Annotated in this window: 21 protein-coding genes and 3 pseudogenes; 13 read left to right on the top strand and 11 right to left on the bottom strand. The window is 66.8% G+C overall.

Features of this window, described 5'->3' with window-relative positions:
• Positions 1 to 71: 71 nt before the first annotated feature.
• The 3 genes and pseudogenes from V1227_RS16855 (at position 72) to V1227_RS16845 (ending at position 2,646) form a co-directional block, all read left to right on the top strand.
• Positions 72 to 977 (top strand): NAD-dependent epimerase/dehydratase family protein, encoded by a 906-nt coding sequence (locus tag V1227_RS16855; protein ID WP_329793528.1) that lies wholly within the window; start codon positions 72 to 74, stop codon positions 975 to 977.
• 174 nt (positions 978 to 1,151) lie between these two features.
• Positions 1,152 to 1,710, top strand: a pseudogene (locus V1227_RS40670) (3-keto-5-aminohexanoate cleavage protein).
• Positions 1,700 to 2,646 (top strand): annotated as a pseudogene (locus V1227_RS16845) (IS481 family transposase). The pseudogenes V1227_RS40670 and V1227_RS16845 overlap by 11 nt, the downstream one beginning before the upstream one ends.
• Before the next feature lie 107 nt (positions 2,647 to 2,753).
• Here V1227_RS16845 and V1227_RS16840 read toward each other — a convergent pair.
• Both V1227_RS16840 and V1227_RS16835 read right to left on the bottom strand, forming a co-directional pair.
• A complete protein-coding gene (locus tag V1227_RS16840; RefSeq protein ID WP_329793526.1) occupies positions 2,754 to 3,383 on the bottom strand; it encodes a TetR/AcrR family transcriptional regulator in 630 nt (209 codons plus the stop codon).
• 39 nt (positions 3,384 to 3,422) lie between these two features.
• A complete protein-coding gene (locus V1227_RS16835; RefSeq protein ID WP_329793525.1) occupies positions 3,423 to 3,647 on the bottom strand; it encodes a hypothetical protein in 225 nt (74 codons plus the stop codon).
• A 75-nt stretch (positions 3,648 to 3,722) separates the two neighbouring features.
• Here V1227_RS16835 and V1227_RS16830 point away from each other — a divergent pair, with 75 nt between their 5' ends.
• Genes V1227_RS16830 through V1227_RS16820 form a run of 3 tightly spaced genes read left to right on the top strand, consistent with a single transcriptional unit; the run spans position 3,723 to position 6,356 of the window.
• Positions 3,723 to 4,970 (top strand): amidohydrolase family protein, encoded by a 1,248-nt coding sequence (locus V1227_RS16830; RefSeq protein ID WP_329793524.1) that lies wholly within the window; start codon positions 3,723 to 3,725, stop codon positions 4,968 to 4,970.
• Positions 4,971 to 5,002: 32 nt separating this feature from the next.
• Positions 5,003 to 5,755 carry an SDR family NAD(P)-dependent oxidoreductase gene (locus tag V1227_RS16825; protein WP_329793523.1) on the top strand — a complete coding sequence of 251 codons (753 nt, stop codon included), beginning with the start codon at positions 5,003 to 5,005 and terminating at the stop codon, positions 5,753 to 5,755.
• Between the two features lie 31 nt (positions 5,756 to 5,786).
• The gene (locus V1227_RS16820; protein WP_329793522.1) at positions 5,787 to 6,356 is read left to right on the top strand and encodes an NADPH-dependent FMN reductase; all 570 of its coding nucleotides are present in this window, start codon (positions 5,787 to 5,789) and stop codon (positions 6,354 to 6,356) included.
• Positions 6,357 to 6,670: 314 nt separating this feature from the next.
• Here the strand turns inward: V1227_RS16820 and V1227_RS16815 are convergent.
• Positions 6,671 to 7,243 (bottom strand): annotated as a pseudogene (locus tag V1227_RS16815) (FAD-dependent monooxygenase); the annotation flags it as partial.
• 256 nt (positions 7,244 to 7,499) lie between these two features.
• Positions 7,500 to 8,222, bottom strand: coding sequence for a TetR/AcrR family transcriptional regulator (locus V1227_RS16810; RefSeq protein ID WP_329793521.1), 723 nt, complete (start codon positions 8,220 to 8,222; stop codon positions 7,500 to 7,502).
• A 122-nt stretch (positions 8,223 to 8,344) separates the two neighbouring features.
• Between V1227_RS16810 and V1227_RS16805 the strand changes: the two genes are divergently transcribed.
• The 4 genes from V1227_RS16805 to V1227_RS16790 all read left to right on the top strand — a co-directional run bounded on the left by V1227_RS16805 (position 8,345) and on the right by V1227_RS16790 (position 12,259).
• Entirely contained in the window at positions 8,345 to 8,749 is a 405-nt protein-coding gene (locus V1227_RS16805) for a Dabb family protein (protein ID WP_329793520.1), read from the top strand.
• 505 nt (positions 8,750 to 9,254) lie between these two features.
• Positions 9,255 to 10,292 (top strand): medium chain dehydrogenase/reductase family protein, encoded by a 1,038-nt coding sequence (locus tag V1227_RS16800; RefSeq protein ID WP_329793519.1) that lies wholly within the window; start codon positions 9,255 to 9,257, stop codon positions 10,290 to 10,292.
• A 339-nt stretch (positions 10,293 to 10,631) separates the two neighbouring features.
• Positions 10,632 to 11,222: an ABC transporter permease gene (locus V1227_RS16795; RefSeq protein WP_329793518.1), complete on the top strand. Its 591-nt coding sequence runs from the start codon at positions 10,632 to 10,634 to the stop codon at positions 11,220 to 11,222.
• A gap of 311 nt (positions 11,223 to 11,533) precedes the next feature.
• A complete protein-coding gene (locus V1227_RS16790; protein WP_329793517.1) occupies positions 11,534 to 12,259 on the top strand; it encodes a hypothetical protein in 726 nt (241 codons plus the stop codon).
• On the opposite strand, the gene V1227_RS16785 is transcribed toward V1227_RS16790, so the two are convergent.
• Both V1227_RS16785 and V1227_RS16780 read right to left on the bottom strand, forming a co-directional pair.
• The gene (locus tag V1227_RS16785) at positions 12,256 to 13,548 is read right to left on the bottom strand and encodes an IS256 family transposase (protein ID WP_442916536.1); all 1,293 of its coding nucleotides are present in this window, start codon (positions 13,546 to 13,548) and stop codon (positions 12,256 to 12,258) included. The genes V1227_RS16790 and V1227_RS16785 overlap by 4 nt on opposite strands.
• 263 nt (positions 13,549 to 13,811) lie before the next feature.
• The gene (locus tag V1227_RS16780) at positions 13,812 to 14,810 is read right to left on the bottom strand and encodes a GlxA family transcriptional regulator (RefSeq protein WP_329793516.1); all 999 of its coding nucleotides are present in this window, start codon (positions 14,808 to 14,810) and stop codon (positions 13,812 to 13,814) included.
• 110 nt (positions 14,811 to 14,920) lie between these two features.
• Between V1227_RS16780 and V1227_RS16775 the strand changes: the two genes are divergently transcribed.
• Complete coding sequence (locus tag V1227_RS16775) at positions 14,921 to 15,559, top strand: isochorismatase family protein (RefSeq protein ID WP_329793515.1); 639 nt, start codon at positions 14,921 to 14,923, stop codon at positions 15,557 to 15,559.
• A gap of 63 nt (positions 15,560 to 15,622) precedes the next feature.
• Here the strand turns inward: V1227_RS16775 and V1227_RS16770 are convergent, their stop codons facing one another.
• The 3 genes from V1227_RS16770 to V1227_RS16760 form a co-directional block, all read right to left on the bottom strand.
• Positions 15,623 to 16,111, bottom strand: coding sequence for a hypothetical protein (locus tag V1227_RS16770; protein WP_329793514.1), 489 nt, complete (start codon positions 16,109 to 16,111; stop codon positions 15,623 to 15,625).
• A gap of 664 nt (positions 16,112 to 16,775) precedes the next feature.
• Positions 16,776 to 17,345, bottom strand: a complete 570-nt coding sequence (locus tag V1227_RS16765) for a hypothetical protein (RefSeq protein WP_329793513.1) — start codon at positions 17,343 to 17,345, stop codon at positions 16,776 to 16,778.
• A 14-nt stretch (positions 17,346 to 17,359) separates the two neighbouring features.
• Positions 17,360 to 18,541 (bottom strand): zinc-dependent alcohol dehydrogenase, encoded by a 1,182-nt coding sequence (locus tag V1227_RS16760; protein ID WP_329793512.1) that lies wholly within the window; start codon positions 18,539 to 18,541, stop codon positions 17,360 to 17,362.
• A 934-nt stretch (positions 18,542 to 19,475) separates the two neighbouring features.
• Between V1227_RS16760 and V1227_RS16755 the strand changes: the two genes are divergently transcribed.
• Positions 19,476 to 20,693, top strand: coding sequence for a hypothetical protein (locus tag V1227_RS16755; protein ID WP_329793511.1), 1,218 nt, complete (start codon positions 19,476 to 19,478; stop codon positions 20,691 to 20,693).
• 183 nt (positions 20,694 to 20,876) lie between these two features.
• Here the strand turns inward: V1227_RS16755 and V1227_RS16750 are convergent, their stop codons facing one another.
• Positions 20,877 to 21,416, bottom strand: coding sequence for a tetratricopeptide repeat protein (locus V1227_RS16750; protein ID WP_329793509.1), 540 nt, complete (start codon positions 21,414 to 21,416; stop codon positions 20,877 to 20,879).
• A gap of 87 nt (positions 21,417 to 21,503) precedes the next feature.
• Positions 21,504 to 22,040, bottom strand: coding sequence for a helix-turn-helix domain-containing protein (locus V1227_RS16745; protein ID WP_329793508.1), 537 nt, complete (start codon positions 22,038 to 22,040; stop codon positions 21,504 to 21,506).
• A 68-nt stretch (positions 22,041 to 22,108) separates the two neighbouring features.
• Here V1227_RS16745 and V1227_RS16740 point away from each other — a divergent pair, with 68 nt between their 5' ends.
• The gene (locus tag V1227_RS16740) at positions 22,109 to 22,492 is read left to right on the top strand and encodes a hypothetical protein (protein WP_329793507.1); all 384 of its coding nucleotides are present in this window, start codon (positions 22,109 to 22,111) and stop codon (positions 22,490 to 22,492) included.
• Positions 22,493 to 22,665: the final 173 nt, after the last annotated feature.

The raw sequence follows: 22,665 nt of genomic DNA, 5'->3' as shown, positions 1-22,665 counted from the left end.
TCGGATCACCAACCGGCGAACAGGTCGACCCTATTCCCCTCTGCGGGGCACGCGCATCTGAGAAGGGCATCATGAAGATCTTCCTCACCGGCGCGACCGGTTACATCGGAGGTGTCGTCGGCGAGCGCCTCGTCGCCGAGGGACACGAAGTCCGCGGTCTGCTACGCAATGGAGACCACGCACCCGTTCTGTTGAAAGCCGGGATCACACCCGTCATGGGTGATCTGGATGACGACAACCTCCTCACGGCCGAGGCGGAGCGCGCTGACGCCGTGGTCAACACGGCGAACAGCGACCATCGTGGTGCGGCAGAGGCTTTGCTGCGCGGTCTTCGCGGCTCCGGCAAGCCGTTCGTGCACACCAGCGGAACCAGCATCATCGGTGACGATGCCAAGGGAGACGAACTCTCGTCTGCCGTCTACGACGACACGCGGGAAGTGGTCGCCGACTCCCACCCGATCCGGCAGGCCCGGTTCGCCCTCGACACCGCCGTGGTCGACGCGGCGCGAGACGGCGTCCGCACGGTCGTGCTCTGCAACTCGCTCATCTACGGCAACGGCCGCCCGCCCCGGCCCGACACGGTGCTGATGATTCCGTTGGTCGAGCAGGCACGCGACAGCGGAGTTGTCCGAGTCGTCGGCAAGGGCGTCAACACCTGGTCGAACGTTCACGTCGACGACATGGCGGCGTTGTACTCGATCTCACTGTCCGACTCCACCGCCCGCGGGTTCTACTTCGTCGAGAACGGTGAGGCTTCGATCGCCGAGATCGGCGCCGCCATCGCCGACAGGCTCGGCCTGGGACCGGTCGAGCCATGGCCGTGGGAGAAGGCCGCGGAGGTGTGGGGAGAAGGCCTGGCGCGCTTCGCCCTGGGGTCGAACAGCCGCGTCCGGGCCAGCAGGGCGAGAGAGCTCGGGTGGAAACCTGAGCACACGTCAATGACCGACTGGATCCGGGAGGACATGCGCGTGTGGTGAGCCGCGGAGTCGCGTCCGTGCCAGGTGGCTTGACACGGTCATACCGCAGCCTTGCCAGTGGTCGCGGTCGTCCATGGCTCGTGCGTCAGCCGTCTCGATCTCGACCAGCGTGTGCTTCGCGTCGCGGACGTGCCGTTCGAAGAACGGGCAAGGCTCGTCGAGCTTCTGCCGCAGATGGCCACGCTCACCCCGTGCTCGATGTCGTTCGGCGCCAGCCAGTTCCTGAATCCGCCCGACGGCGTGAGGCGGCTCGCCGCGAGCATGTGCGACCTCGGCATCCTGCCAGAACTGGAGATCTACGACACGGGTCACCTGGAGGCGTGCCTACGGCTGCGACGAGGGCCTGCTGCCGGAGCGTCTCCAGTTCTCGCTCGTCCTCGGCGTGCGCGGCGGGATGGCGGCCACGGCCGACAACCTGCTCACGATGGTGCGCCGGCTGCCCGCGGACGCGATCTGGCAGGTGATCGCGATCGGCCGGAGCACTTTCGAGCTGACGGCGATCGGTCTCGCTCTGGGTGGGAACGCCAGGGCGGGACTGGAGGACACCCTGCACCTGCGTCGTGGTGTCCTCGCCGACGGGAACCTGCCACTGGTCGAGCGAACTGTCGCCCTAGCTGTAGTGACTAATCAGGTTGTTGACGGCGTGTCGGGTTGGACATGGGAGGACCTCCGGGCGGAGTGGATGTGTCTGACGCATCCCATCGGCACACGGAGGTCCTCGCGTGCACAGTAACGCCCGCACCACGATCCATGCCCGCAGGCTGATCGTGACTCGCCGCGCGGCCGGGTGGTCACCGGCGTGCATCGCCGAGCAGCTCGGTATCTCCCGTGCCACGGTGCACAAGTGGCTGGCCCGCTATCGGCGTGAGGGCGAGGCGGGTCTGGCCGATCGCAGTTCGCGTCCGCACCGCAGCCCCGCCCGCACACCGGTCGAGGTCGAAGACCGCATCCTGGCCGTGCGGCGGACGGTGCGACGCGGCCCGGTGCACCTGTCGGGCCTGCTCGGGCTGCCGGCCTCACGATCGGCCGGGTCCTGCGCCGCCGCGGCGAGCCCGCACTGGCCGCGGCCGACCCGATCACCGGCCTGCCGGTGCGGCGCCGTCACAGCGGCATCCGCTACGAACGCCCCCGGCCCGGTGATCTGCTGCACGTCGACGTCAAGAAACTCGGCCGCGTGCCCGAGGGCGGCGGCTGGCGGGTCCACGGCCGCAGCGAAGCGGTGCGCGGCCGGGGCATCGGCTACGACTACCTGCACGTCGCGGTCGACGACCACACCCGCCTGGCCTACGTCGAAGCCCTGCCCGACGAGAAAGACCGCACCTGCGCGGGCTTCCTGCACCGCGCGGTGGCCTGGTTCCGCGACCACGGAGTCACAGTGCTGCGGGTGCTCACCGACAACGCCAAGGTCTATCGCGTCGGCAGCACCTGGCGAGCGGTCTGCGTCGCACTGGGCATCCGCCGCCGCTTCACCAAACCCCGCTGTCCCTGGACCAACGGCAAAGCCGAACGCTTCAACCGCACCCTGCAGACCGAGTTCGCCTACGCCCACGCCTGGACCGGCAACACCCACCGCCTGGCCGCCCTGCCCGGCTGGGTCCACAACTACAACACCCAACGCCCCCACACCGCCCTCGGCGGCCAGCCACCCATCACCCGACTGACCGCCTAGACGTCAACAACGTCACGAGTCAGTACACCTAGCTCACCACCTCGACCTCACGATCGCGGACGCGCATGAGTTCGCGGCGGAACTCGGTGTCACCGGTGCACCGGGCGTCACTTGAGCGGGAGGCGAGGTGAGTCGGCCGCCGCGCCCTCGTCGACGAGACGCTGCAGCACGTCGGCCAGCCAGCCGCGCAGTTGTGGGCCGGTGGCGGCAGCGACCGCGCCAGTGTTCAGCATCCTGCGGGTCACGACAGTTCCGACGATGAAGGACTGGATCGCGTTCGCGGTGTCAACCGCCTGGTGGTCGGAGAACCCCCACGACATCAGCGCCCTGGTCAGCGGTCCGGTCGCTTCCTTCTCGAGGAAGTCGCCCAGTGCCGCCGGGCGGGAAGAGGCCGAGCGCAGCAGGGCCAGCAGTGGGTCGGCGTCGCCTTGCCGCTCCCACCGGTCGACGATCCGATCGGCCAGCCGCTGTCCGAGGCTGTCGATGCTGCCCGGCAACGTCGAATCCAGGTTCAGCCGAGTTTCCATCGCCGCGAGGAACAAGCCCTCCTTGCCACCGAAGTACCGGGTCACCAGATTCGCCGAGAAGCCTGCGGCCTGGGCGATTTGGCTCACGGTTGTCGCCTCGTACCCGTTGCGCGCGAACAGCGGAGCCGCAGCCTTCAGGAGCTGTTCTCGCGTCTCGGCTGCGTTCCGCGGCCGGGACGGCTGCTTGTCCTCCGTGGATTTCGTGGCCACTCCCGAGGTATGTGTATGGTCAGACACAACGGCGTGAGTCTACACACGCGTCCCGTCGCCCGACGCGTGATCGCGCCGATCGTGCGCACGGGGGCCGGCCGCCATCGGCGGTGCGCCGAAAGGCCGCGGATCGAGTTCTCGTCGCCCTGCGTGCCAGTCCTCGTGATATCGCGTGCGCGGGCCTTTGTGCGTCCGGTCGACGTCGGCGGCGCCGAACTTGATCTCGGGAGACGCGACCAGGGCGAACACCGCCGTGAGTGGCATGTGTACAGCGAAACACAAGATGTGTATGGTCGTACACAATCTGGTTCGCCAAGTCGAAAGTCGAGGCACGTCGTCATGACCCACAGGAGCTACGCCATCCGCAACGTGAAGGTGTTCGATGGCGAATCAGTCATCGATGCCTCCACGGTGACCGTGTTGGACGGGGTGATCACCGACATCGGGCACGGTCTGCCGCCGGCGGAGGCGACGGTTGTCGACGGTGCCGGTGGAACGCTCCTGCCGGGTCTCATCGACGCCCACGTCCATCCCGACGACGACGGCCTCGCCCAGGCGGTGAGGTTCGGTGTGACCACCGTCGTGGAGATGGGTGGCGCTCCGCGCAGCCCGGAGGACCGCGCCCGGATCGCCGATGACGACCGGCTGGCCGACATCAGATCGGCGGGGCTCCCGCTCACCGCCGTCTGCGGACACCCGAATGAACTGTTCGTCCCCATGGAGAAGCTCATCGGACCGGACGGCAGTCATCATCCCGAAGCGGCACCCATGCCCGGCCTCGCGAACCCCGACAAGCTCCCCGCGTTCATCGCCCAGCGGGTGCGAGAAGGTTCCGACTTCATCAAACTGCTGGCGGAGGAAGGCACGGTGCTGAACGCGCCCGGCCTGCCGGAGCTCGCCGAGGACGTGTTCGCCGCCGCGGTGCGGGAAGCTCATGGTCACGGCAAGCTCGTCGTCGCCCACGCGCTCACCTACGACGCGACGATGGAGATGCTGCGGGTCGGCGTCGACGGACTGGCCCACCTTTTCCTCGACCGGGCGCCGACCGACGAGATCGTCAACGCCATCGCACGGGCCGGCGTGTTCGTCATCCCCTGCCTGGTGCTGAACCGGTCCATCACGGGCACGAGCGGCGAGGACCTGGCGGCCGACAGCCGCGTCTCGTCACGCATGAGCGAGGAATGGCTGCGAGCGCTGCGCAGCTCCTTCACCACCTACCCCGAAGGGGACTACCGGTTCTCCCGGGAGACGGTGCAAGCGCTTTATAGCTCCGGCGTGCGCATCATCGCCGGAACCGACGCGGCGCGAGCCGAGGAAGAGCACGGCGGACTGGCCCAGGGTGCGAGCCTGCACCACGAGCTGCAGCTCCTCGTCGAGGCAGGCCTGCCGAACGTCGAGGCACTGCGCTCCGCGACGTCCATGCCCGCTCAGGCCTTCGGGCTCGAAGACCGCGGCGTGATCCGGCTGGGGGCCAGGGCCGACCTGCTCCTGGTGGACGGTGACCCCACCGGCTCCATCTCCGACACCCTCGCGACGCGTGCCGTCTGGCGGCGAGGGGCGATGACCACGCCCCTGGCGGCTCTGTGACGCGGCTACCGCACCACCGAAGGGAAACAGACATGACCACCGCACGCAACGTCGTGATCACCGGGGCTGCCGGCGGCATCAGCTCCGAGATCACCAACCGGTTCCTGAGCAACGGTGACACCGTTCTCGCCAGCGATCTGTACCAGGAGACGCTCGACGAGTGGCGTACCCGTTGGGACTCCGACGGCGCGAACCCGTCGCTGCACACCTTCCCCGCCGATGTCTCCGACGAGGCGAGCCTGGCCGACCTGGCGGAAGCCGCGCGGGAACGGCTGGGCACCGTCGACGTCCTGATCAACGCTGCTGGACACTTCCCCCAGACGCCCTTCGAGAAGATCTCGGGTGAGGAATGGCGCCGGGTCGTCGAGGTCAACCTCAGCGGCACCTTCTACACCGTCCAAGCGCTTCTCCCGCTGATCAAGCGGAGCGAGCGCGGGCGCATCATCAACATCGGGTCCGGCGGAATGTTCTTCGGCGTTCCGATGCAGGCGCACTACATCGCCTCGAAGGCCGGCGTCATGGGCCTGACGCGGGTCCTGGCCCGCGAGCTCGGCAACGACTACCCGATCACCGTCAACCTCGTCACCCCCGGGCTCGTCGTGACGCCCGCGGCTGCCGCGGTCCTGCCGGAGCCCTTGCTGGCGATGCAACGCGACATGCGTTCCTTCCACCGCGACGAGGTCCCCGACGACGTCGTCGGCTCGGTCTTCTTCCTCGCATCCGACGACGCCGCTTTCATCACCGGCCAGACGCTCAACGTCGATGGCGGCCTCACCATGTGGTGATGGCGGCCGAACTCTCGATCCTGGAGGGGTCATGCCCAAGCTCTTGATCATCATTGGCAGCACGCGTCCGGGCCGGATCGGGTTGCCGGTGGCCGGCTGGTTCTCGAAGCTGGCGGTCGCGGACGGGCGCTTCGACGTCCAGCTCGCCGACCTCGCCGAGCTCGCGCTCCCGTTCCTCGACGAGCCGGACCATCCCGCGCTGCGCAACTACACGACCCCGCACGCGCTCGACTGGAGCGCGATCGTCGACAGCGCTGATGCCGTCGTGCTCGTCACTGCCGAGTACAACTTCGGTTATCCGGCTCCGCTGAAGAACGCGCTGGACTACCTGTATCACGAATGGCGGAACAAGCCTCTCGGATTTGTCTCCTACGGTGGTGTCGCCGCCGGGACGCGAGCAGTCCAGCAGCTCCAGCAGGTGACCAGCGCTCTGCAGATGGTGACGGTTCGCACCTCGGTTCACATCCCGTTCGTCTTCGACATGTTGGACGCGAACGGGGAGCTCGTGCCCAACGCGCAGATGCACGCGGCGGCGGCTTCGATGTTCGCCGAGCTGGAGGCGCTCAACGTGACGCTGGCGTCGGCGCGAGCGGTCAGCTGATCCCACGAGCCGTCGCTTTCGTTTTCCAAGAATCGGCCATGAGTCCGGAGGTCCTGGGGGTGGCGTCGATCCGCTGGGCGGCGCTCGACGCCGGTGCGGGCGCGTAGAGCCAGTCGAGCTCGTCGTACTCGTCCGCGCGGCGCCGGGCGAACAGCCTGTCGCGCAACGGCCAGCACAGTGGGGTCGTCCGTGTGCCACAGCTCTCCCCAGGGGCGTGCGCTGGCCTGACACCGCGCCGTCCGGGGGATGCGGACTTGCTCGAACTCCCGGTAAGCCCGGCGCAGGTCCACCACGCCGTCGTGGGTGTGGAGTCGGAAGCGGTGGCCGAGCTCGACGGCATCCTCCAAGGCATGGCAGGCGCCTTGGCCGAGGTACTGCAACATGGGGTGGGCGGCGTCGCCGGTCAGCACCAGCGGGCCGTTGACCCAGGTCGTCGCGGGCTCGCGGTCGTACATCGCCCAATGACGCTCGCGGCCGATCCGCGCCACCGCGTCGCGCACCGGCGGGCACGCGCCGGCGAATGCCTCGTCGAGCTCGTCGTGGCCTCCCCACGTCCCCGGCTCCAGCCCTGGCCGATACCGGCGACTGCGGAAGACCGCCACCTGGTTGTAGAGCTCGCCACGGCGGACCGGGTACTGCATGAGGTGGATTCCGGGTCCGACCCACAGCACGACCGACGTGTCGTCGGCGGACTGGCCGGCTCGCTCCCGGGTGACGGTGCCGCGGTAGGCGACGTACTCGCTGCAGACGGCGTCGTCGTCGACGACGTGCCGGCGCAGTGCGGAATGCAGTCCGTCCGCGGCGATGACAGCCGCGGTCTCGTAGCGCGTGCCGTCGGTGCACGTCACCGTCGCGCCGTCGGCATGCAGGTCGACATCGGCGACCATGCGGTTGGTCTCGAGCGTGATCAGGGGGTGTCTGCGGCGTGGGCGAACCGATGTTCTAGCCGCGCCGGCTCGCCCCGGTTCCTGCGGTGACCACCGTGGGCTCGCGTCGGCCAGCTACGTCAGGGCAACGGTGTCCCCTGGAGGTGGCTAGGAGGCTGCAGCCTCGCCGACGTCGTCAAGAGCGTCGAGGCCTGCAAGCATTTTCCAACAAGCAGGCTGCGCTCAAGTGCGTCTGCGTGGCCGCGGCGAAGGATATTCATGCGGTGTCCACATGGTCCGGCGACGTGACGCTGGGAGTTTTGGTCGTGGCAGCTGTCCTGCTGTCGAGCCGTGAATCGCAAGTAGGACACTGATCCGTGGAGCGACCCCCGTACGGGCTGCTCGGTCTCGGTGCTTCGTTCGACCAGCCGGAAAGGATCGCGCGAAAGGCCTGCACAGCAAGCCGCCTGGCACGCTCGTTGCCGATGGTGCCGAGGTGGCCGAGCGAGGCGATCCCGTAGAGCATCCCCCAAACGATCTCGCAGGCTTCGTCGAAGTCGGTCAGCTCCACGTCGTGCTCGCTCGCCCAGGAGGCGAGTAGTTCCTTGAGGATTTCGGTGCCTGGTTGCGCAGCACGCTGGCGTGCGTTCGCATCCACCGTGGTGTCGTTCATGACCTTGTAGAGATGCGGGTGCTCACCGGCGAACCGGACGTACTCGGACGCGAGTCGCAGTATCCGCCGGTCGATGCCGGGCTCCTCGGAGGCGAGCTGTATGTCGTTCCGCAACAGCTGGTAACCACGCGTGACGAGCTCCAGCACGAGCGCGTCCTTGTTGGCGAAGTACTGGTAGACGATGGGCGCGGCGTACTCGATGTCAGTCGCGATTCGCCGGATGGTCAGAGCTGCCACCCCCTCCGACTCGAGGATGCGCAGCGCGGTTTCGATGATCTGTTCACGGGTGCGTGCTCGTTCGAGGGCCCGCCTCGTGCTCGTCGCCATGGTCGTCGCTCGCTTTCAGTGGATTGCTCGAACACTAGACGTTGGTCTTGACAGCAGTCCGAAGCCGTGCATAGTCTAACGGCGTTAGAAGAGCTAACAACGTTAGAAACGAGGCATGAGCAATGATCTACCACATCAATCGAGCCACCCTGAAGGCCACGGCGACCCCCGAACAGATCGAGGAAGCGCTGGAGTCATGGCGCAATCAGGGCCGGTCGAACCCCGCCGTCAAGTCGTTCCTGGTGGGCCGTGACCACGGAGGCGACTTCGAGTACAGCGCGGTTTTCGCTGTCGAGGACCTCGACGGTCTCTTCGCGTACCTGACCCATCCGTCCACCTACGAGACCGACCGCATCGGGCTGCACTTGGCCGAGCGGCTCGACATCTTCGACGTCAGCGACGACGACGACCCCGAGCTGTACTCCAAAATCCAGGAGCTGCACCGACGCCGCAACGAGCACAATCCCGACGTCGCCGCGAAGATCGCCGAGGTGCCGACCTACGTCGGAGCCGGCCTGGACGACTGACCCGGACACGCCCTGGATGCGGTCATCGGCGGTACCGCCGGTGACCGAACAGGAGCACCGCATCAAACGGCGCGAGCACAAGACCGAGTCAGGCCATCAACACGCCACGCGCTGTTCAATTCAGGCCCAGGCCGGCCGCGAGGAAGCCCGGTCCGGCCCGAACACCTCGCGCAGCACCCGGTCACGGTTGCGCCGTGCGACCAGCCGCGACCCACTGCGAAGGTCATCCGCGATCGCGGTGTGAACACACAAGAGGCTCATGACGCCGAACGCGCTTTCTCAAAAACGCAGGTACGCCTGATCGCAGTCCATTCAGGACGTTGTCGATCACGCATCTCCGTGTCCTGTGGGCGAAGCGTGATCGCGTGTTCGTCGTCGCCCTTGTTCACCAGTGCGAGGACCGCCGCGGCGATCGGATCTCACGAGGTTCCCGCTCACATCGAGCTCCAGATCATTCTTCGTCAGTTCACATTCGTAAGCACAAAACGGGTTTCAAGGAGTCACGATGAGCATCACCCCCACCACTGAAATCGTCCTGCCGGGTGTCGTCGAGCCCGCTGGTCTGCTGGTCCAAGTCCGCGATCTACCCGCGCCGGCAGCGGGCCAGGTCGTCCTGCGCATGGAGGCCACGGGCGTCTCGTTCGCTGAACAGCAGATGCGCGTGGGCAAGTACTACGACCAGCCCTCATTCCCCTTCGTGCCCGGATACGACGTGGTCGGCACGGTTGTGGGAACCGGGCCCGGCGTCGACCGCCAACTGCACGGGAAACGGTTCGCCGTGGTCACCAAGATCGGTGGGTGGGCGAGTCGGCTGATCGTCGAGGCTGTGGACCTGGTTCCGGTGCCGGACGGCCTCGACGCCGCCGTGGCCGTGGCTGTGGTGCTCAACGGCGTCACGGCGTGGCAGATGATGTACCGGGCCGCGAAGGTGAAGCGCGGCGACACCATCGTTGTACTGGGTGCGAACGGCGGCGTCGGGTCGACGTTGGTGCAGCTGGCCCGTCATGCTGGCATTGGGGTGATCGGCACGGCTTCAGCACGCCACCACGACGCCGTCCGGGAGCTAGGCGCCATTCCCGTCGACTACCGCGACCCGGCCATGTACAACAAGATCCACGAGCTCGCGCCCGACGGCGTAGATGCAGTGTTCGACCACGTTGGTGGCCCCACGGTGCATGACTCCTGGCGACTGCTGCGCCGTGGTGGTGCGCTGATCAGCTACGGCTCAGCCGCGACGAAGGACGAGCCGGGGAACGCGTCGCTGCCAGTGCTCAAGGTGTTCGGCCGCCTGATGATCTGGAACGCACTGCCCAACGGCAGACGCGCAGGCTTCTACAACTTCTGGGCCGGCAAGCGACTCCGCCCGGCCGTGTTCCGTGCCCGCCTCGCCGAGGACCTCACGCAGGTGCTGCGCTTGGTCGCGGCTGGTGTGCTGACGCCGCACATCGCCGCGCGTTTCCCGTTGGCAGAGGCTTCTGCCGCACTGGCCTTGGCGGAGTCTCGCACTGTGCTGGGCAAGGTCGTCATCATCGCGGAGCAGTGAAGGAACTACGCCGCGACCCCGCGACTCGTCCCGCAAGGCGAGCATCCACCTCGTCGATTCATCAGCAGTTCGCCGACCCACCGGCGCGATCCCGTCGGCCATGTGCCAAAGGAACACCAACTCGGATCAGCCGTTCTCGACGCACCTCAGTGCCCGCATAGCAGGTCCCGAACCTGCTATGCAGCTGTTCCTCCGGAGCTTCTCGTCCAGGGTGCGCCATCACGTCCTGGATGAGCGAGCGCAGCTTGTGACCAGCGCACGTCGATCAGCTGCTCGCTCCAGTTCTTCGTCACGGCATCTCGCTGAGCAATTCGTTCATCTGACTTTCCAGGAGCCCTCATGATCAACCCTGCCTTTGTCCGCCCTGCAGTCGCCGTCCCCTCCGACGAGGTTGACAACCGCGCTGCCTACCTGGGCTTCGCATTCGCCTACGTCTTCGGTCACGGCGCGGCGCTGCTGTCCAAGGCCGACATCGTCATCATGCCTTCGTGGCTGCCAATCACGTTGCTGGCCACCGGCATCCTCGCCGGAGTGACCTTCGCGATGACCGCGTCGCTGCGCGCTCAGCGGGCTGCCTCCGAGGTTCGGCGACGAGCCGAGAAACTCGTCGGCATCGCCTGGGTCACCGGTTTCGCCGCGCTAGCTTTGGCGGTCACCGGCTTGAGCGCCGTGTTCGACATGCCGGAATTGCAGACCGTGCTCTGGCCCGCCGGTTCAGCCATCGTCGTCGGTCTGATCTACATCGCAGAGGGCGCTATTCGCAGCAATGCCCTGCACTACAACCTGGGTACCTCCCTGGCACTAGTCGCCGCCGCAGCTCTGTTCGTTCCCGGAGCAGGCTTCTTCGGTGTGCTCGCCGTGGTGGGCGGCGGAGCATATTTGCTGGCAGCGTTTCTGGAGCGCAGTCGGCTGGCCTTCCTCGCCAGGTGAACTTCTGCCGCACTGGATCACGCCGAGCGCGCGTGGGCGGCGGGACAGGTGGACCTGCTGGTGTGGGTCACCGCCGACTCCAGGGATGCGGTGGTGAGCACTTACGCGTCTCTCGCCCGTGACCTCACCGGGATCGAGGACACCGACCCCGAACTAGGAGCGGCCAGACTGTGGGAGTGGCTAGTGGCTTGTCACCCATCCGCACCTGGACCCATTACCCGGTCAAGGCTGCGTGACAAGCCAATAGCAGACCCCCGTACCCCCGTACCCCCGACCCCAACGTCTCTCCTGCACGAAGGTCGACCGATTTGATGGGCAAGTCCAGCGCACACGACACGGCGATCGGCCTGCTGCGGGCAGCAGTGGACAAGTCCAAGCGCAAGGAGCAGGTGCCGTTCCCGAAGGAGTTTCTGCGCTCGAGCAAGGACAGGCCGCCGCTGGCGCGGATGATCCACGGCGGACGTGGAGGCGAGGTGCGCCTGAAGCTCTACCTGACGATCACGATGATGGCGACCGCCGAACCGTTCGACCTGCAGAAGACGCCATCGCCTTCACGGTGGGGACGGTTGCTGAGCCTGGATGGACCGTCAGTTCCCCGGCGCGTTACCAGCAACCTCAACTGGCTGCGGGACAACAAGTTCATCAGTTTGACCCAACGTCCAGGAACCATTTCGCTGATCACCGTGCTGGACCCGGCAGGAACCGGTGCTCCTTACCGCCTGCCTAGCCAGCATGGGACGCCCTACATCAGCCTTCCGCTCGGGCTGTGGACTCACGGGTGGATCCTTGACCTCTCCGCGACTGCGCTGGCGTTGTTCATGGTGGTGCGTGATGTCCAGTTGGAACACAGCCGCGGCGGAGTCAACGCCGCCTACCTGAGCCAACAAGATCGTGCTGCATACGGCCTGTCCGCCGATACCTGGACCCGCGCGACGAAGGAGCTGCAAAGCCACGGCCTGCTGGACGTCACACGCGTTCCCCAGGGAGGGGACTGGGTCTGTCAAACGAGCGGTGTAACTCAGGTTGAAGGAAACTAGTTGCGTCCGGCGGCCAGTCGGCCGTCGAAGGCGATCTCGAACGCGTTGAGCGCGGGTTTCCAGCGCATGGTCCAGCGTTTGCGTCCGGTGCCGGTCGGGTCCAGGCTCATGATCGCCATGTAGACGCATTTCAGCGCGGCCTGCTCGTTGGGGAAGTGCCCGCGAGCCTTGACCGCGCGACGGATGCGGGCGTTGACGCTCTCGATCGCGTTGGTCGAGCAGATCACCCGCCGGATCTCCGGATCGAAGGCCAGGAACGGCACGAACTCGGCCCAGGCGTTGTCCCACAACCGCACGATCGCCGGATAGCGGGCGCCCCAGGCCTCGGTGAACTCGGCGAACCGCTCGCGGGCCGCGGCCTCGGTCGGCGCGGTGTAGACCGGCTTGAGGGCCTTGGCGATCGGGTCCCAGTGCTGACGGCCGGCGTAGCGGAAACTGTTGCGCAGCAAGTGGACCACGCAGGTCTGGGTGATCGTCTGCGGCCAGACCGTGGTGATCGCGTCCGGCAAGCCGGTCAGCCCGTCGCAGACGACCATGAGCACGTCAGCCACGCCGCGGTTCTTGAGCTCGGTCAGCACGTGCAGCCAATATTTCGCGCCCTCGCCGCCATCGCCGGCCCACAACCCGAGGATGTCACGCCGTCCTTCGCAGGTGACCGCGAGCGCGACGTAGATCGGCCGGTTGGCCACCTGACCGTCCCGGATCTTCACATGGATCGCGTCGATGAAGATCACCGGATACACCGGATCGAGAGGCCGGTTCTGCCACTCGATCATGCCCTCGACAACCTTGTCGGTGATCGTGGAGATCGTCTGCCGTGACACCTCGGCGCCATAGACCTCCGCAAGGTGCGCGGAGATCTCGCCGGTCGTCAAACCCTTGGCGGCCAGCGAGATCACCATCTCGTCCACTCCACCCAGGCGCCTCTGCCGCTTGGCGACGATCTTGGGCTCGAAGCTGGCGTCGCGGTCGCGGGGCACGTCGATCTCGACCGGGCCGACGTCGGTGAGCACGGTCTTGGACCGAGTGCCGTTACGCGAGTTTCCGGTCCCGCGCCCGGCCGGGTCGTGCTTGTCATAGCCGAGGTGATCGGTGATCTCGCCCTCGAGCGCGGACTCCAGCAGCCGCTTGGTCAGTTGCTGCAGCACCCCGCCCTCACCGGTCAGCTTCAGGCCACTGGCCTTGGCACTGCTCAGCAGCTGCGCGACGAGCTGCTCGTCCAGGCCGTCCAGACCGGTTGCGGGCTTTGAGTCCTCAGCGTTCTCCACGCCGGACATCATGTCGGTCATCAGGTGCACTTCCATGATCGGGAGTTACACCGCTCGTTTTACAGTCCCAGGGGACTTCGATCACCAGCGCATGCGCAACCTGTTCCGAGCGAACATGGAAAGGCTGGCGGCACCGCCAGCGTGATGGCCGGAAGGAAGTGTGGCCAGCAGGCTCACTTGATGGGGCGGCGCTGGCACGCGAGATCATGTGTTCGCCGAACGTCAGCGCGAGCAGGCGCCACACGCCGGCAACTCACTTGACACTGCCGCGGCTTGACAGGGCCTCAACGACCATGGCGAGCGGTGCCGATGTCGGCGGCACGGGCGTCGAACCGCCGTCGGTACTCCGACGGCGAGGTGTGGAAGGCCGCGGCGAACCGCTGCCGCAGGGTGACCGTGCTGCCGAAGCCACAGTTGGCGGCGACCTGGTCGATGGGCAGGTCGGTGGACTCCAGCAGCCGGCGGGCCTCGTCGAGGCGCTGACGCCTGACCCACACCGCCGGGGTGACGCCGGTGGAAGCCTGGAACGCCCGGATGAACGTGCGCCGGCTCAGGTGCGCGACGTCGGCCAGGCGTTCGACCGGCAGCGGTTCCGCCAGGTGCCGCAACGCCCACTCGAGCACGGCGGCGATCGGGTCGTTCGCCGCCTGAGCGGGCAGCGGGCGTTCGATGTACTGCGCCTGCCCGCCCTCGCGGTGCGGGGCCACCACGAGGCTGCGCGCGACCCGGTTGGCCGCCGCGGCGCCGAGCCTGCCGCGCACCAGGTGCAGACAGGCGTCGATCGCCGAGGCGGTACCGGCGGAGGTCAGCACGTCGCCGTGGTCGATGTATAGCACGGAGGCGTCCACGCCGACGTCACGGTGGCGTGCGGCGAGCATGTCGACGGCCTGCCAGTGCGTCACCGCGGTACGCCGTGACAGCAGGCCCGCGTCCGCGACGGCGACGGCCCCGAGACACAACCCGGCAATCGTGGCGCCACGGCCGTGAGCCGTCCTCAGGGTCTGCCGCAGCACCTGGCCGGCGGCGCGACCGTCCTCGAACCAGGAGGGAACGACCACGACATCGGCGTCCTCGGCCGCCGACGGCCCCCGCACCTCGCCGATCGGGTAACCCTCGGCCGTGCGGATCGACCCGGCCACGTCGGAGAACAGCACTGTCGTCCAGTCACCCAGCCCCTGCCGCGTGACCTCGTCGAAGACGAGCTGCGGCACGGAGAGGTGGAACATCGTGACGCCGTCGAAGGCATAGACAGCGATGCGCAGGGCGCCGCCAGAGGTTGGCACGATTTCATCGTAACGCTGCACATGTGCCAATGGCGTGCCGAGCGCGGAGTCCGCACACTCGACCTGCCGCCCATCGGGGCGGCGCCCCCACATCGAGGAGTTCGCAGGTCATGACCGCCCCGCGCCGTGCTCTCATCGTCATCGACGTGCAGCAGGAGTACTTCAGCGGCCCGCTGGAGATCCAGTACCCGCCGCACGCCGACTCGCTGCCCCGGATCGCACGGGCCATCGACGCGGCCAGCGCCGCGGGCATCCCCGTCGTCGCGGTCCAGCACACGGCAGGCGAGGACGCACCCGTGTTCAACCCCACCCAGCCGGGCTTCCGGCTGCACCCGGAAGTCGCGAGCCGCCGCACGGACGAGTGGAAGTCGGTCATCAAGCAGTACGGCACCGTGTTCGCCGGCACCGACCTGCTCCAATGGCTGCGGGAACGCGAGATCGACACCATCACCCTCATCGGCTACATGACCAACAACTGCGTGCTCGCCTCCGCGGCCGAAGCCGAGACCCGCGGACTGGCCGCCGAGGTGCTCTCCGACGCCACCGGTGCGATCAACATCGCCAACGAGGCCGGCTTCGCCGACGCCAAGACGGTCCACACCACGCTGATGGCGTTGTTCAACTCGAATTTCGCCGCCGTCACCGACACCGCGACCTGGTCCGACGCCGCCGCCGCCGGACGGCCGTTGCCCAAGTCCGATCTCGGCTCGTCGGCCGTGACGGGTGCGCAGCGCGCCGGACAAGCATGATCTGCGCCGGTCCCCCGCGACGCCTTAAGCGGCGCGACGGACATGGCCGTATCGCCGAAGTGCTCAATCCCGGTGGAGTCTGGTTACTTGGCGCACGCACGCGTGTTCGACGGGTGTTGCGGTCGACATAGGCCTGCGGTGGGAGGAAGATGCAGCTCGACATCGGTGGCCAAGCGGACATGGACCAGCCGGAGCGGACTCCGCTGTGGTCATGGTCAACGTCTCTGCATTCGGCGGGAGGCCGGATCTGAGCAGGCGGAAGTTGTCTCGGTGCGCGTCGTGCAGCAGGCAGGCGTCGCCGACGCGATCGGTGAAGGACTGGATGTAGCTATTGGAGAAGGGGATGCCGAGGTAGGCGAGTCCTGAGCCGATCGGCCAGGTCGGGTCATGGACCCGGCCGTGGTGGTCGATGCACCAAGCATGGGCGGTCACCATGCCGTTCTCGAACACGGCGAAGCCCTCGACGCCGTATTCCGCGTCGGCCACGAGTACGCCGGCCACTCCCGGCCGTGAAGGCTCATCGGGCCGCAGCTCTGCAGAGTTGAACGGCATGGCGGCAATGATGCCGTAGCCGACTGAGCGGACAGCCGTCGTGGCAGGAAGCCGTGCGCTGGAGCGACCCCACAGCCGAAGCCTCCAAGGGTGGGAAGTACGGCTGACAAGTGGAACCGTTGGTGCGAGAGAGTTCGCGATGGAGCCAGGTGAACACTCGCGCGAACCACCCCCCGTGCACGGGGAGGACGGGTGGCTTCGGACTTGTCCGCGGTGACACGGACGAGCCACTCCGCTGCATGGGAGAACAAGGGCATCCTGTCCGCGTTCGGCTTGGCTGGGGGACCTCCCGCGTGCGCGGGGAGAACGCCGCAAAGTATGCGTCGGGTGAACTGGTGGAGGGATCCTTGCGTGCGGCGGGAGAACGCTTGCCGCACCCACGTGGCCGCCACGAAAGCGGGACCAACCCCGCATGAGCGGGGAGGACCTCGGCAACCACGAGCGCGACGCCCTCCCAGTTGGGATCATCCCCGCGTGCGCGGGGAGAACACACGGACGCCCGCCGCGTGCGCTGGCACACGAGCCCGCTCGGCACCCTCCGCTGCGGTGATCACTACCCCAGGATCCCCGATGGAAGCCGTTCGAGAAACTGAGGCCGCGCCGGTAACAGACGCCATCGCGGCCCTGAACCACTTCGCTTGGGTGGCACCGTGGACGTGCTCATCTACGAGCGGCGGAGCAGTTTCCGCACCACGGTGACCGCGACCGCGACGGCCAGCACCCACGGGCCGGCCACGATGACCGGGTCCAGGACCTGGTGTTTGACGTCGGACCGCTTCTGGCCGACGCGGGAGGAGATGCCGTGTCGGGAGAATTCGCTCAGCACTCCCGTCTCGGTGACGGGATTGTCCGGCTGGGTGGTCAGGAATGAGCTCAGGTGGCTCTCCCACGCGTCCACCCGGTCGGCGGCCAGCAGCAGTAGCCAGTGCGCGGCCCGTGCCTCGCTGAACTTCCGGTAGGCGAGCCTGCGGATCATTCCGGACGCCCCTTTGGGCGGGCAGGAGGTGCCGAAGACGGGGGTGAGGAACTTGTGCTCGATCGAGCGTTCCCGCGGCCACTTCTCCGGTTGGCGGTCCGGGAAGTCCCAGTGCGCGCCGGTCCGGTCCTCCTGCCACTGCAGCTTCGGCACCGACGGGCGGTCCTTCGGATCCAGATCCGCGCCCCAGCCGGGGATCCGGGCCCGCAGCTGGTCGGTGGACTCGGGCAGCGGCGGCTTGTCCGACGTGTAGGTCATGGCGGTCGTCTCCTTCAGGCGGCGTTGGGCACGATCAGCGGCTTGATGCAGCCGTCCAACTTGGCCGAGAACATGTGGTAGCCCTCGGCGATGTGCTCCAGCGGGATGCGGTGGGTGACGATGTCGCTGGGCTTGAGGTAGCCGTTGCGGATGTGTTCGAACAGTCGCGGCCACTGCCGCTTGACGTGGCACTGGTTCATCCGCAGCGTCAAGCCCTTGTTCATGGCGTCGCCGAACTTCACCGCGCTGAACATCGGGCCGTAAGCTCCCATCACCGAGATCGTGCCGCCCTTGCGGACCGAGTCGATGGCCCAGTTGAGCGCTACCGGGGAGCCGCCCTGGAGCTTCAGCTTGGCCGCGGTGACGTGCTGGGTGAAGTTGCCGTCCGCCTCCGCGCCCACGGCGTCGATCGCGACGTCCGCGCCGAGATGGCCGGTGATCTTCTTCATGTGCACCACGATGTCGTCGCACTCGGTGAAGTTCACGGTTTCGGCGTGGGCGAACGTGCGGGCCTTGGCCAGCCGGTACTCGAGGTGGTCGACGACGACGACGCGGCCGGCGCCCATCAGCCAGGCCGACTTCGCCGCGAACAGGCCGACCGGCCCGGCGCCGAAGACCACCACCACGTCACCCTCGACGATGTCGCCGAGCTGCGCTCCGAAGTACCCGGTGGCCAGCGCGTCGGTGAGCATGACGGCGTCCTCGTCGTCCATCCACTCCGGAATGACGGTTGGCCCCACGTCGGCGAACGGCACCCGGACGTACTCGGCCTGGCCGCCGTCGTAGCCGCCGCAGGTGTGGGAGTAGCCGTAGATGCCGCCCACGGCCGTGGCGTTGGGATTGACGTTGTGGCAATTGGCGTACAGGCCACGTGCGCAGAACCAGCACGTGCCGCAGAAGATGTTGAACGGCACCATCACGCGGTCGCCGGGCACGAGGTTGCGCACCGAGGGCCCGACCTCCTGGACCACACCGATGAACTCGTGCCCGAACGTCATGCCCACACGGGTGTCGGGCATCATGCCGTGGTAGAGATGCAGGTCGGAGCCGCAGATCGCAGCCATTGTGACCCGCACGATCGCGTCGTTCGGGTGCTCGACGACCGGCGGGGGCTTCTCCTCGACACGGATTTTGTAGGGACCTCGGTAGACCATCGCACGCACGGCGTCTCCTTCGAGCGTCACTTCGTTGGGCACCGACCGATGCGACGGCGGGCCACTCGCCAAACCGGCAGGTACCCGCTGTCTCAGTGCATAACCCGCTGCGCGCAGGCGAACGTCGACCGCGGTCGATGGTGGAGACCTTCCGGAGTGGTTCACTCCGACATGAGTCGGCCCGACCTGCTGACGCGGCGTGTCGAGTGCTGCGGCCGTGTTGCGCGGAGACGATCTCGGTCACTTGGTTCACGCACAGGCGTTCGATGCATGCAGCAGCTGACACATATCTGCCGTGGAGTAAGTTGGGAGGAAATTGGGAGAAGTCAAGGCGTGGCAACAGGATCGAGCTGCGCTCAAGTGCGTCCAACTGCGCCGTCGTGACCTGCCGGTTCGGAGTATTCGCAGGTCAATTTGTGATCCGACCCACCCTGGGGGTCAAGGGGTCGCAGGTTCGAATCCTGTCGTCCCGACGGTCTGAATCAGCCCGCTGATTCTGGGTGAAAGCCCAGGTCAGCGGGCTTTTCGTGTCTTCGGAAGAATCTTCGTTTGATCATCATTTTCATGATCGACAGGTCGATGAAGGAGCCAAGAAGGAGGCGCTGGCTCCTTCGTTTCGACTGACGCCAAATGGGGTCACCACGAACGGGTGAAGTTGCTGAACGACACTGAACAGGCGTCAACCGGCCCGTTCTACCTTCATCCGCGACTAACGGGCCGTGACCGGCAATGGTCGACCGGTGCAGGAGGCGGTCGCGTCGAAGTCGTGAACGTGCTCGAACCTCTCCGTGTCGACCTGTAATGCGGCGTTCCCGCCGCAATGCGGTCCAGAGGGTTCGAACTCGGCCCGGGCACGCTGTGTCCTGTTGCCGCGAAGCCGAAGCGTGAAGAAGTGAGTGCGAATTGCCTGCGGCGTTGAGATGACCTGTGTCGTGAACGCTCCGGGCGAGTGCTGTTGATCCGCCACGATGGCGGTATGACGCAGTACGCCTTCGACGAAACTCGCCGTGCGTTGATGGCCGTCTGGGAGACGGGTGATGGGCAGTTGGCTCGCACGGTCGCGGTGTTGCCGCCGGTGCTGGAGCGGGAAGCGGCGTTGCGGCTCTCGGCCAGTCTGACGACCTTGTCTCGGTGGGCGTGGCGGACCTACACCCATCCGGCGAGCGCCGCCGGGAGTGTGAAGCCGAACACCGAGGGCTGGCGTCGGCAGGGAGAGCGGGACGCGTTCGCCGAGGTGCTCGACCACGTGAGCAGGCCCCATCTGCCCGATGAGCAGGGATCCCTCGTCCAGTCGTACGTGCTGGTCGAGGAAGCTGCCCACCGCGTCGGGCGGGCCCTGCACGCGTTCGGTGATCAAGTGCTCTCGGACGCTGTCGTCGCGGAGGTCCGGGAGGAGTTGGCGGCGTTCGAGCATGCGGAGCTGGGCGACTTCTCAGGCCGTGCGCGGCAAGCGGTGCGGTTGAGTCGTGCGGATGCTTCGCTGCTGCAGGTGAGCGCCGCACACGACTTTCTGCACGCCCATCCACTGTGGTCGAGCAGGCTTTTCGACGAGGTCGACCCGACCGCGGCGGCCGTGGCGGCGGCGCACTGGCTGCAGGTCGCCGCGGGGATCGCCAGCGAGGCCTCGGGTGTCGCCCCTGCGAGCGTGGTGATCGAGGCGGACAACATCGAATCGCTCGCGCTGGAGACCCCGACTCTGGTGCTGCAGCGCCTGGTCGCAGAGGAGAGTCCACGACGTGTCGTTGTCGATCTGGTTGCCGGCGCGATGACCGTCGCGGAGGGCAAGCTGCCGGACCCGGACGAGTTGGTGCGTGCGATCGAAGAGGCAAGGACGAAGGTCGAGCTCTTCGGACCGGGCGATGAGGAGCTACTCGCCGGTGTGATGCCGTGGGTGACGCCGCTCGATCTCGCTCGCCCGGCCAGGATCTTCTGGAGGACCTGCTGGACGGGATTCGCGGGTGCTGGCTGCTTTACCGGGAGTACGCCGACTATGACGACCTCGACGACGAGGAGAGCGGCAACCGGGTCGACGAGGAGTTCTTCGATGCCCTTCGAGAACAGGCCGACGACCAACGCGATCGACTTCTGTAGCGGAACCGGCGACCTCTTAGGTGTGAACTATGGCACCGGGACTGCGCTGACCTGCGAAAACAACACTTCTGCAGGTCGGAGCGGTTCCGTTCAGGTCCATTGAGGACCGTTCCGGCATGTTCAACGCGCGGAGTTGCTCCCAGTCTGCTCCCACTCCGTGCTCCCAAGGGGGCGCCGGCGGTGTCTTGACTGTGGTCGGTCCGCGCGCTCAGCGGCATGAGCGGATGTTCGTAATAACACAAACAAGTACTGCCGCAGTGCTTGCGCGCTCGCTTAGCGCGCGTGGTCAAGAGTTGGTGACGTTGTCAATCCATGCCTGGAGTGCATCGGCTTGGTCGGCTTGGTCGAGTTCGCCCAGTACTGCAACGTGGTCGAGCGCTGTGCGCAGGGTGTTGGGGTGGTCGTCGCCGAGGAGACGGCGGTAGCGGGTCAGGGTGTCTTCGCCGAGTTCGCGTGCGGCTTGGTGGTCGCCTGACGCCGACAGGCGGAGGGCCAGGCGCGTGCTGGTGCTGAGGGTGATGGTGTGATCGGGTTCGTGATGGTGGTGGGCGAGCCAGTGGGCGTGCTGGGCATGGGAGAGCGCTTGGCGGGTTGTCCCGCTGGTGTGCAGGTAGGCGGAGATGCTGTTGAGCAGATCGATGAGGGTGTCGTGATGGGTGGTGAGGAGATCGTGTCGGTCGGGTGCGGTGGTGGTGAGCAGGTGGGGCAGTAGTCGCTGCCATTGCGGCCACACCGACGGGTTGTTCCATGGATCCTCGGGCCGGCCGCGATGCAGTAGCAACGCCGCGGTGAGTGTGGATGAGATGGTGATCTCGTTGGCTGCCAATGACGTAAAGTCCCTGGACTCCGTAGTGCCTCCAACGATGAACCTTTGGAGGCACGTGACGGCATGACCGTCCAGCAACGATGACGGCTACTCCGTAGTCGCGGCAGTCGTCGCGGCGGGGGAGTACTTCCTCGGCTTGTTGCTGGTTCGCACGGCGTAGCCGCTCTCGACCAGCTTCTCCAGCGCGTTGTGTACCGCACCAGAGGATCGGTTCAACGCCTTGCCGATCGCGTTCGGGCTGAACTCGTCCGAGTTGTCGCGCAGGTAGTCCTCGACCATGCCGCGCAGGGCCCCTGGTGCCAACCGCTGAGGCTTCTCCGACTGCTTCCCCGGATCGACGTCGGTGGGCTGGTCGTCCGTCGTGGTGATGGACCAGCGGTCGGCGGGGCGGGAACCGCCGTCGGCGATCCCGGCGGTGCGGGTGACGAGGCCGTCCTTCTCCCAGTGAGTGAGGATCTTGGGTGCGGTCGACTTGCCGATTCCGGCGGCGGTGGACAGGGCGGTGGCGGTGCTGCCGGGGTTGTCCCGGAGTGCCTGCCACAGCTTCTCCCCGGTCTCCGTGCGCGGCTGCGCCGGGTCGGTCGCCGGATTCGGGACAGCTCGAAGGGTGCGGTTGGTGGACATGACTACCTCGCAGTAGTGACGGTTCAGGTTGGGTGGTCGTGCCCCGGCCGGAGCGGGTGCGGTCCCCGGTGCGCATCCGGTGGTGTGTCGGGCCGCACGACTATGGACGCTTCCTTCAGCGCTTGAAATCATGGTTCGCCGACGACTTCTCGCTGTTCGACAACATCCGCCGCACGTTCACCCACGACGGCGGAGTGTTCGGCCGCTGGCTGGTCAACACGCTGCTGTACGCCGCGGTCAGCTCGGTCGGCGCGGCCTTCCTGGCCACCTTCGCGGGCTACGGCTTCGCCGGTACGCGTTCCGGGGTCGCGGCCTGCTGCTCGGCCTGGTCCTCGGCACGATCATGGTCCCGACCACGGCCCTGGCGATCCCGACCTACCTGCTGTTCAGCGAAGTCGACCTGGTCAACATCGCCGGCGAAGGCGGACGAAGCGCGGGATCTGCGCTGGTAGTCGGTCGTGTTACGACATGTTAGCGATAACATACATTACCGGAACCGAAGATCACCTCGGTTGATCTTGGTGAGCGGACACCACTTGAGTCACCCGCTCAGTCCTGTTAGCGTTAACACACCTGCTGTGACGTGAGTCATCGCGTGGGTACATCCGCTTGGGTGCCGTGTCGT

It is taken from the genome of Lentzea sp. DG1S-22, assembly GCF_036321065.1.
In the GTDB taxonomy this organism is placed as follows: Bacteria; Actinomycetota; Actinomycetes; order Mycobacteriales; family Pseudonocardiaceae; genus Lentzea; species Lentzea jiangxiensis.
Note: the sequence above shows the minus strand (reverse complement) of the source record. Positions and strands in the feature narration are given on the sequence as shown.

Coding starts and splice junctions, on each gene's coding strand:
- V1227_RS16835 (WP_329793525.1), bottom strand. CDS start 3,647: ATGCCACTCACGGCGGTGTTCGCCCTGGTCGCGTCTCCCGAGATCAAG.
- V1227_RS16795 (WP_329793518.1), top strand. CDS start 10,632: ATGATCAACCCTGCCTTTGTCCGCCCTGCAGTCGCCGTCCCCTCCGAC.
- V1227_RS16800 (WP_329793519.1), top strand. CDS start 9,255: ATGAGCATCACCCCCACCACTGAAATCGTCCTGCCGGGTGTCGTCGAG.
- V1227_RS16820 (WP_329793522.1), top strand. CDS start 5,787: ATGCCCAAGCTCTTGATCATCATTGGCAGCACGCGTCCGGGCCGGATC.
- V1227_RS16745 (WP_329793508.1), bottom strand. CDS start 22,040: ATGTCCACCAACCGCACCCTTCGAGCTGTCCCGAATCCGGCGACCGAC.
- V1227_RS16765 (WP_329793513.1), bottom strand. CDS start 17,345: ATGACCTACACGTCGGACAAGCCGCCGCTGCCCGAGTCCACCGACCAG.
- V1227_RS16805 (WP_329793520.1), top strand. CDS start 8,345: ATGATCTACCACATCAATCGAGCCACCCTGAAGGCCACGGCGACCCCC.
- V1227_RS16770 (WP_329793514.1), bottom strand. CDS start 16,111: ATGCCGTTCAACTCTGCAGAGCTGCGGCCCGATGAGCCTTCACGGCCG.
- V1227_RS16775 (WP_329793515.1), top strand. CDS start 14,921: ATGACCGCCCCGCGCCGTGCTCTCATCGTCATCGACGTGCAGCAGGAG.
- V1227_RS16825 (WP_329793523.1), top strand. CDS start 5,003: ATGACCACCGCACGCAACGTCGTGATCACCGGGGCTGCCGGCGGCATC.
- V1227_RS16810 (WP_329793521.1), bottom strand. CDS start 8,222: ATGGCGACGAGCACGAGGCGGGCCCTCGAACGAGCACGCACCCGTGAA.
- V1227_RS16785 (WP_442916536.1), bottom strand. CDS start 13,548: ATGACCGACATGATGTCCGGCGTGGAGAACGCTGAGGACTCAAAGCCC.
- V1227_RS16830 (WP_329793524.1), top strand. CDS start 3,723: ATGACCCACAGGAGCTACGCCATCCGCAACGTGAAGGTGTTCGATGGC.
- V1227_RS16790 (WP_329793517.1), top strand. CDS start 11,534: ATGGGCAAGTCCAGCGCACACGACACGGCGATCGGCCTGCTGCGGGCA.
- V1227_RS16755 (WP_329793511.1), top strand. CDS start 19,476: ATGACGCAGTACGCCTTCGACGAAACTCGCCGTGCGTTGATGGCCGTC.
- V1227_RS16855 (WP_329793528.1), top strand. CDS start 72: ATGAAGATCTTCCTCACCGGCGCGACCGGTTACATCGGAGGTGTCGTC.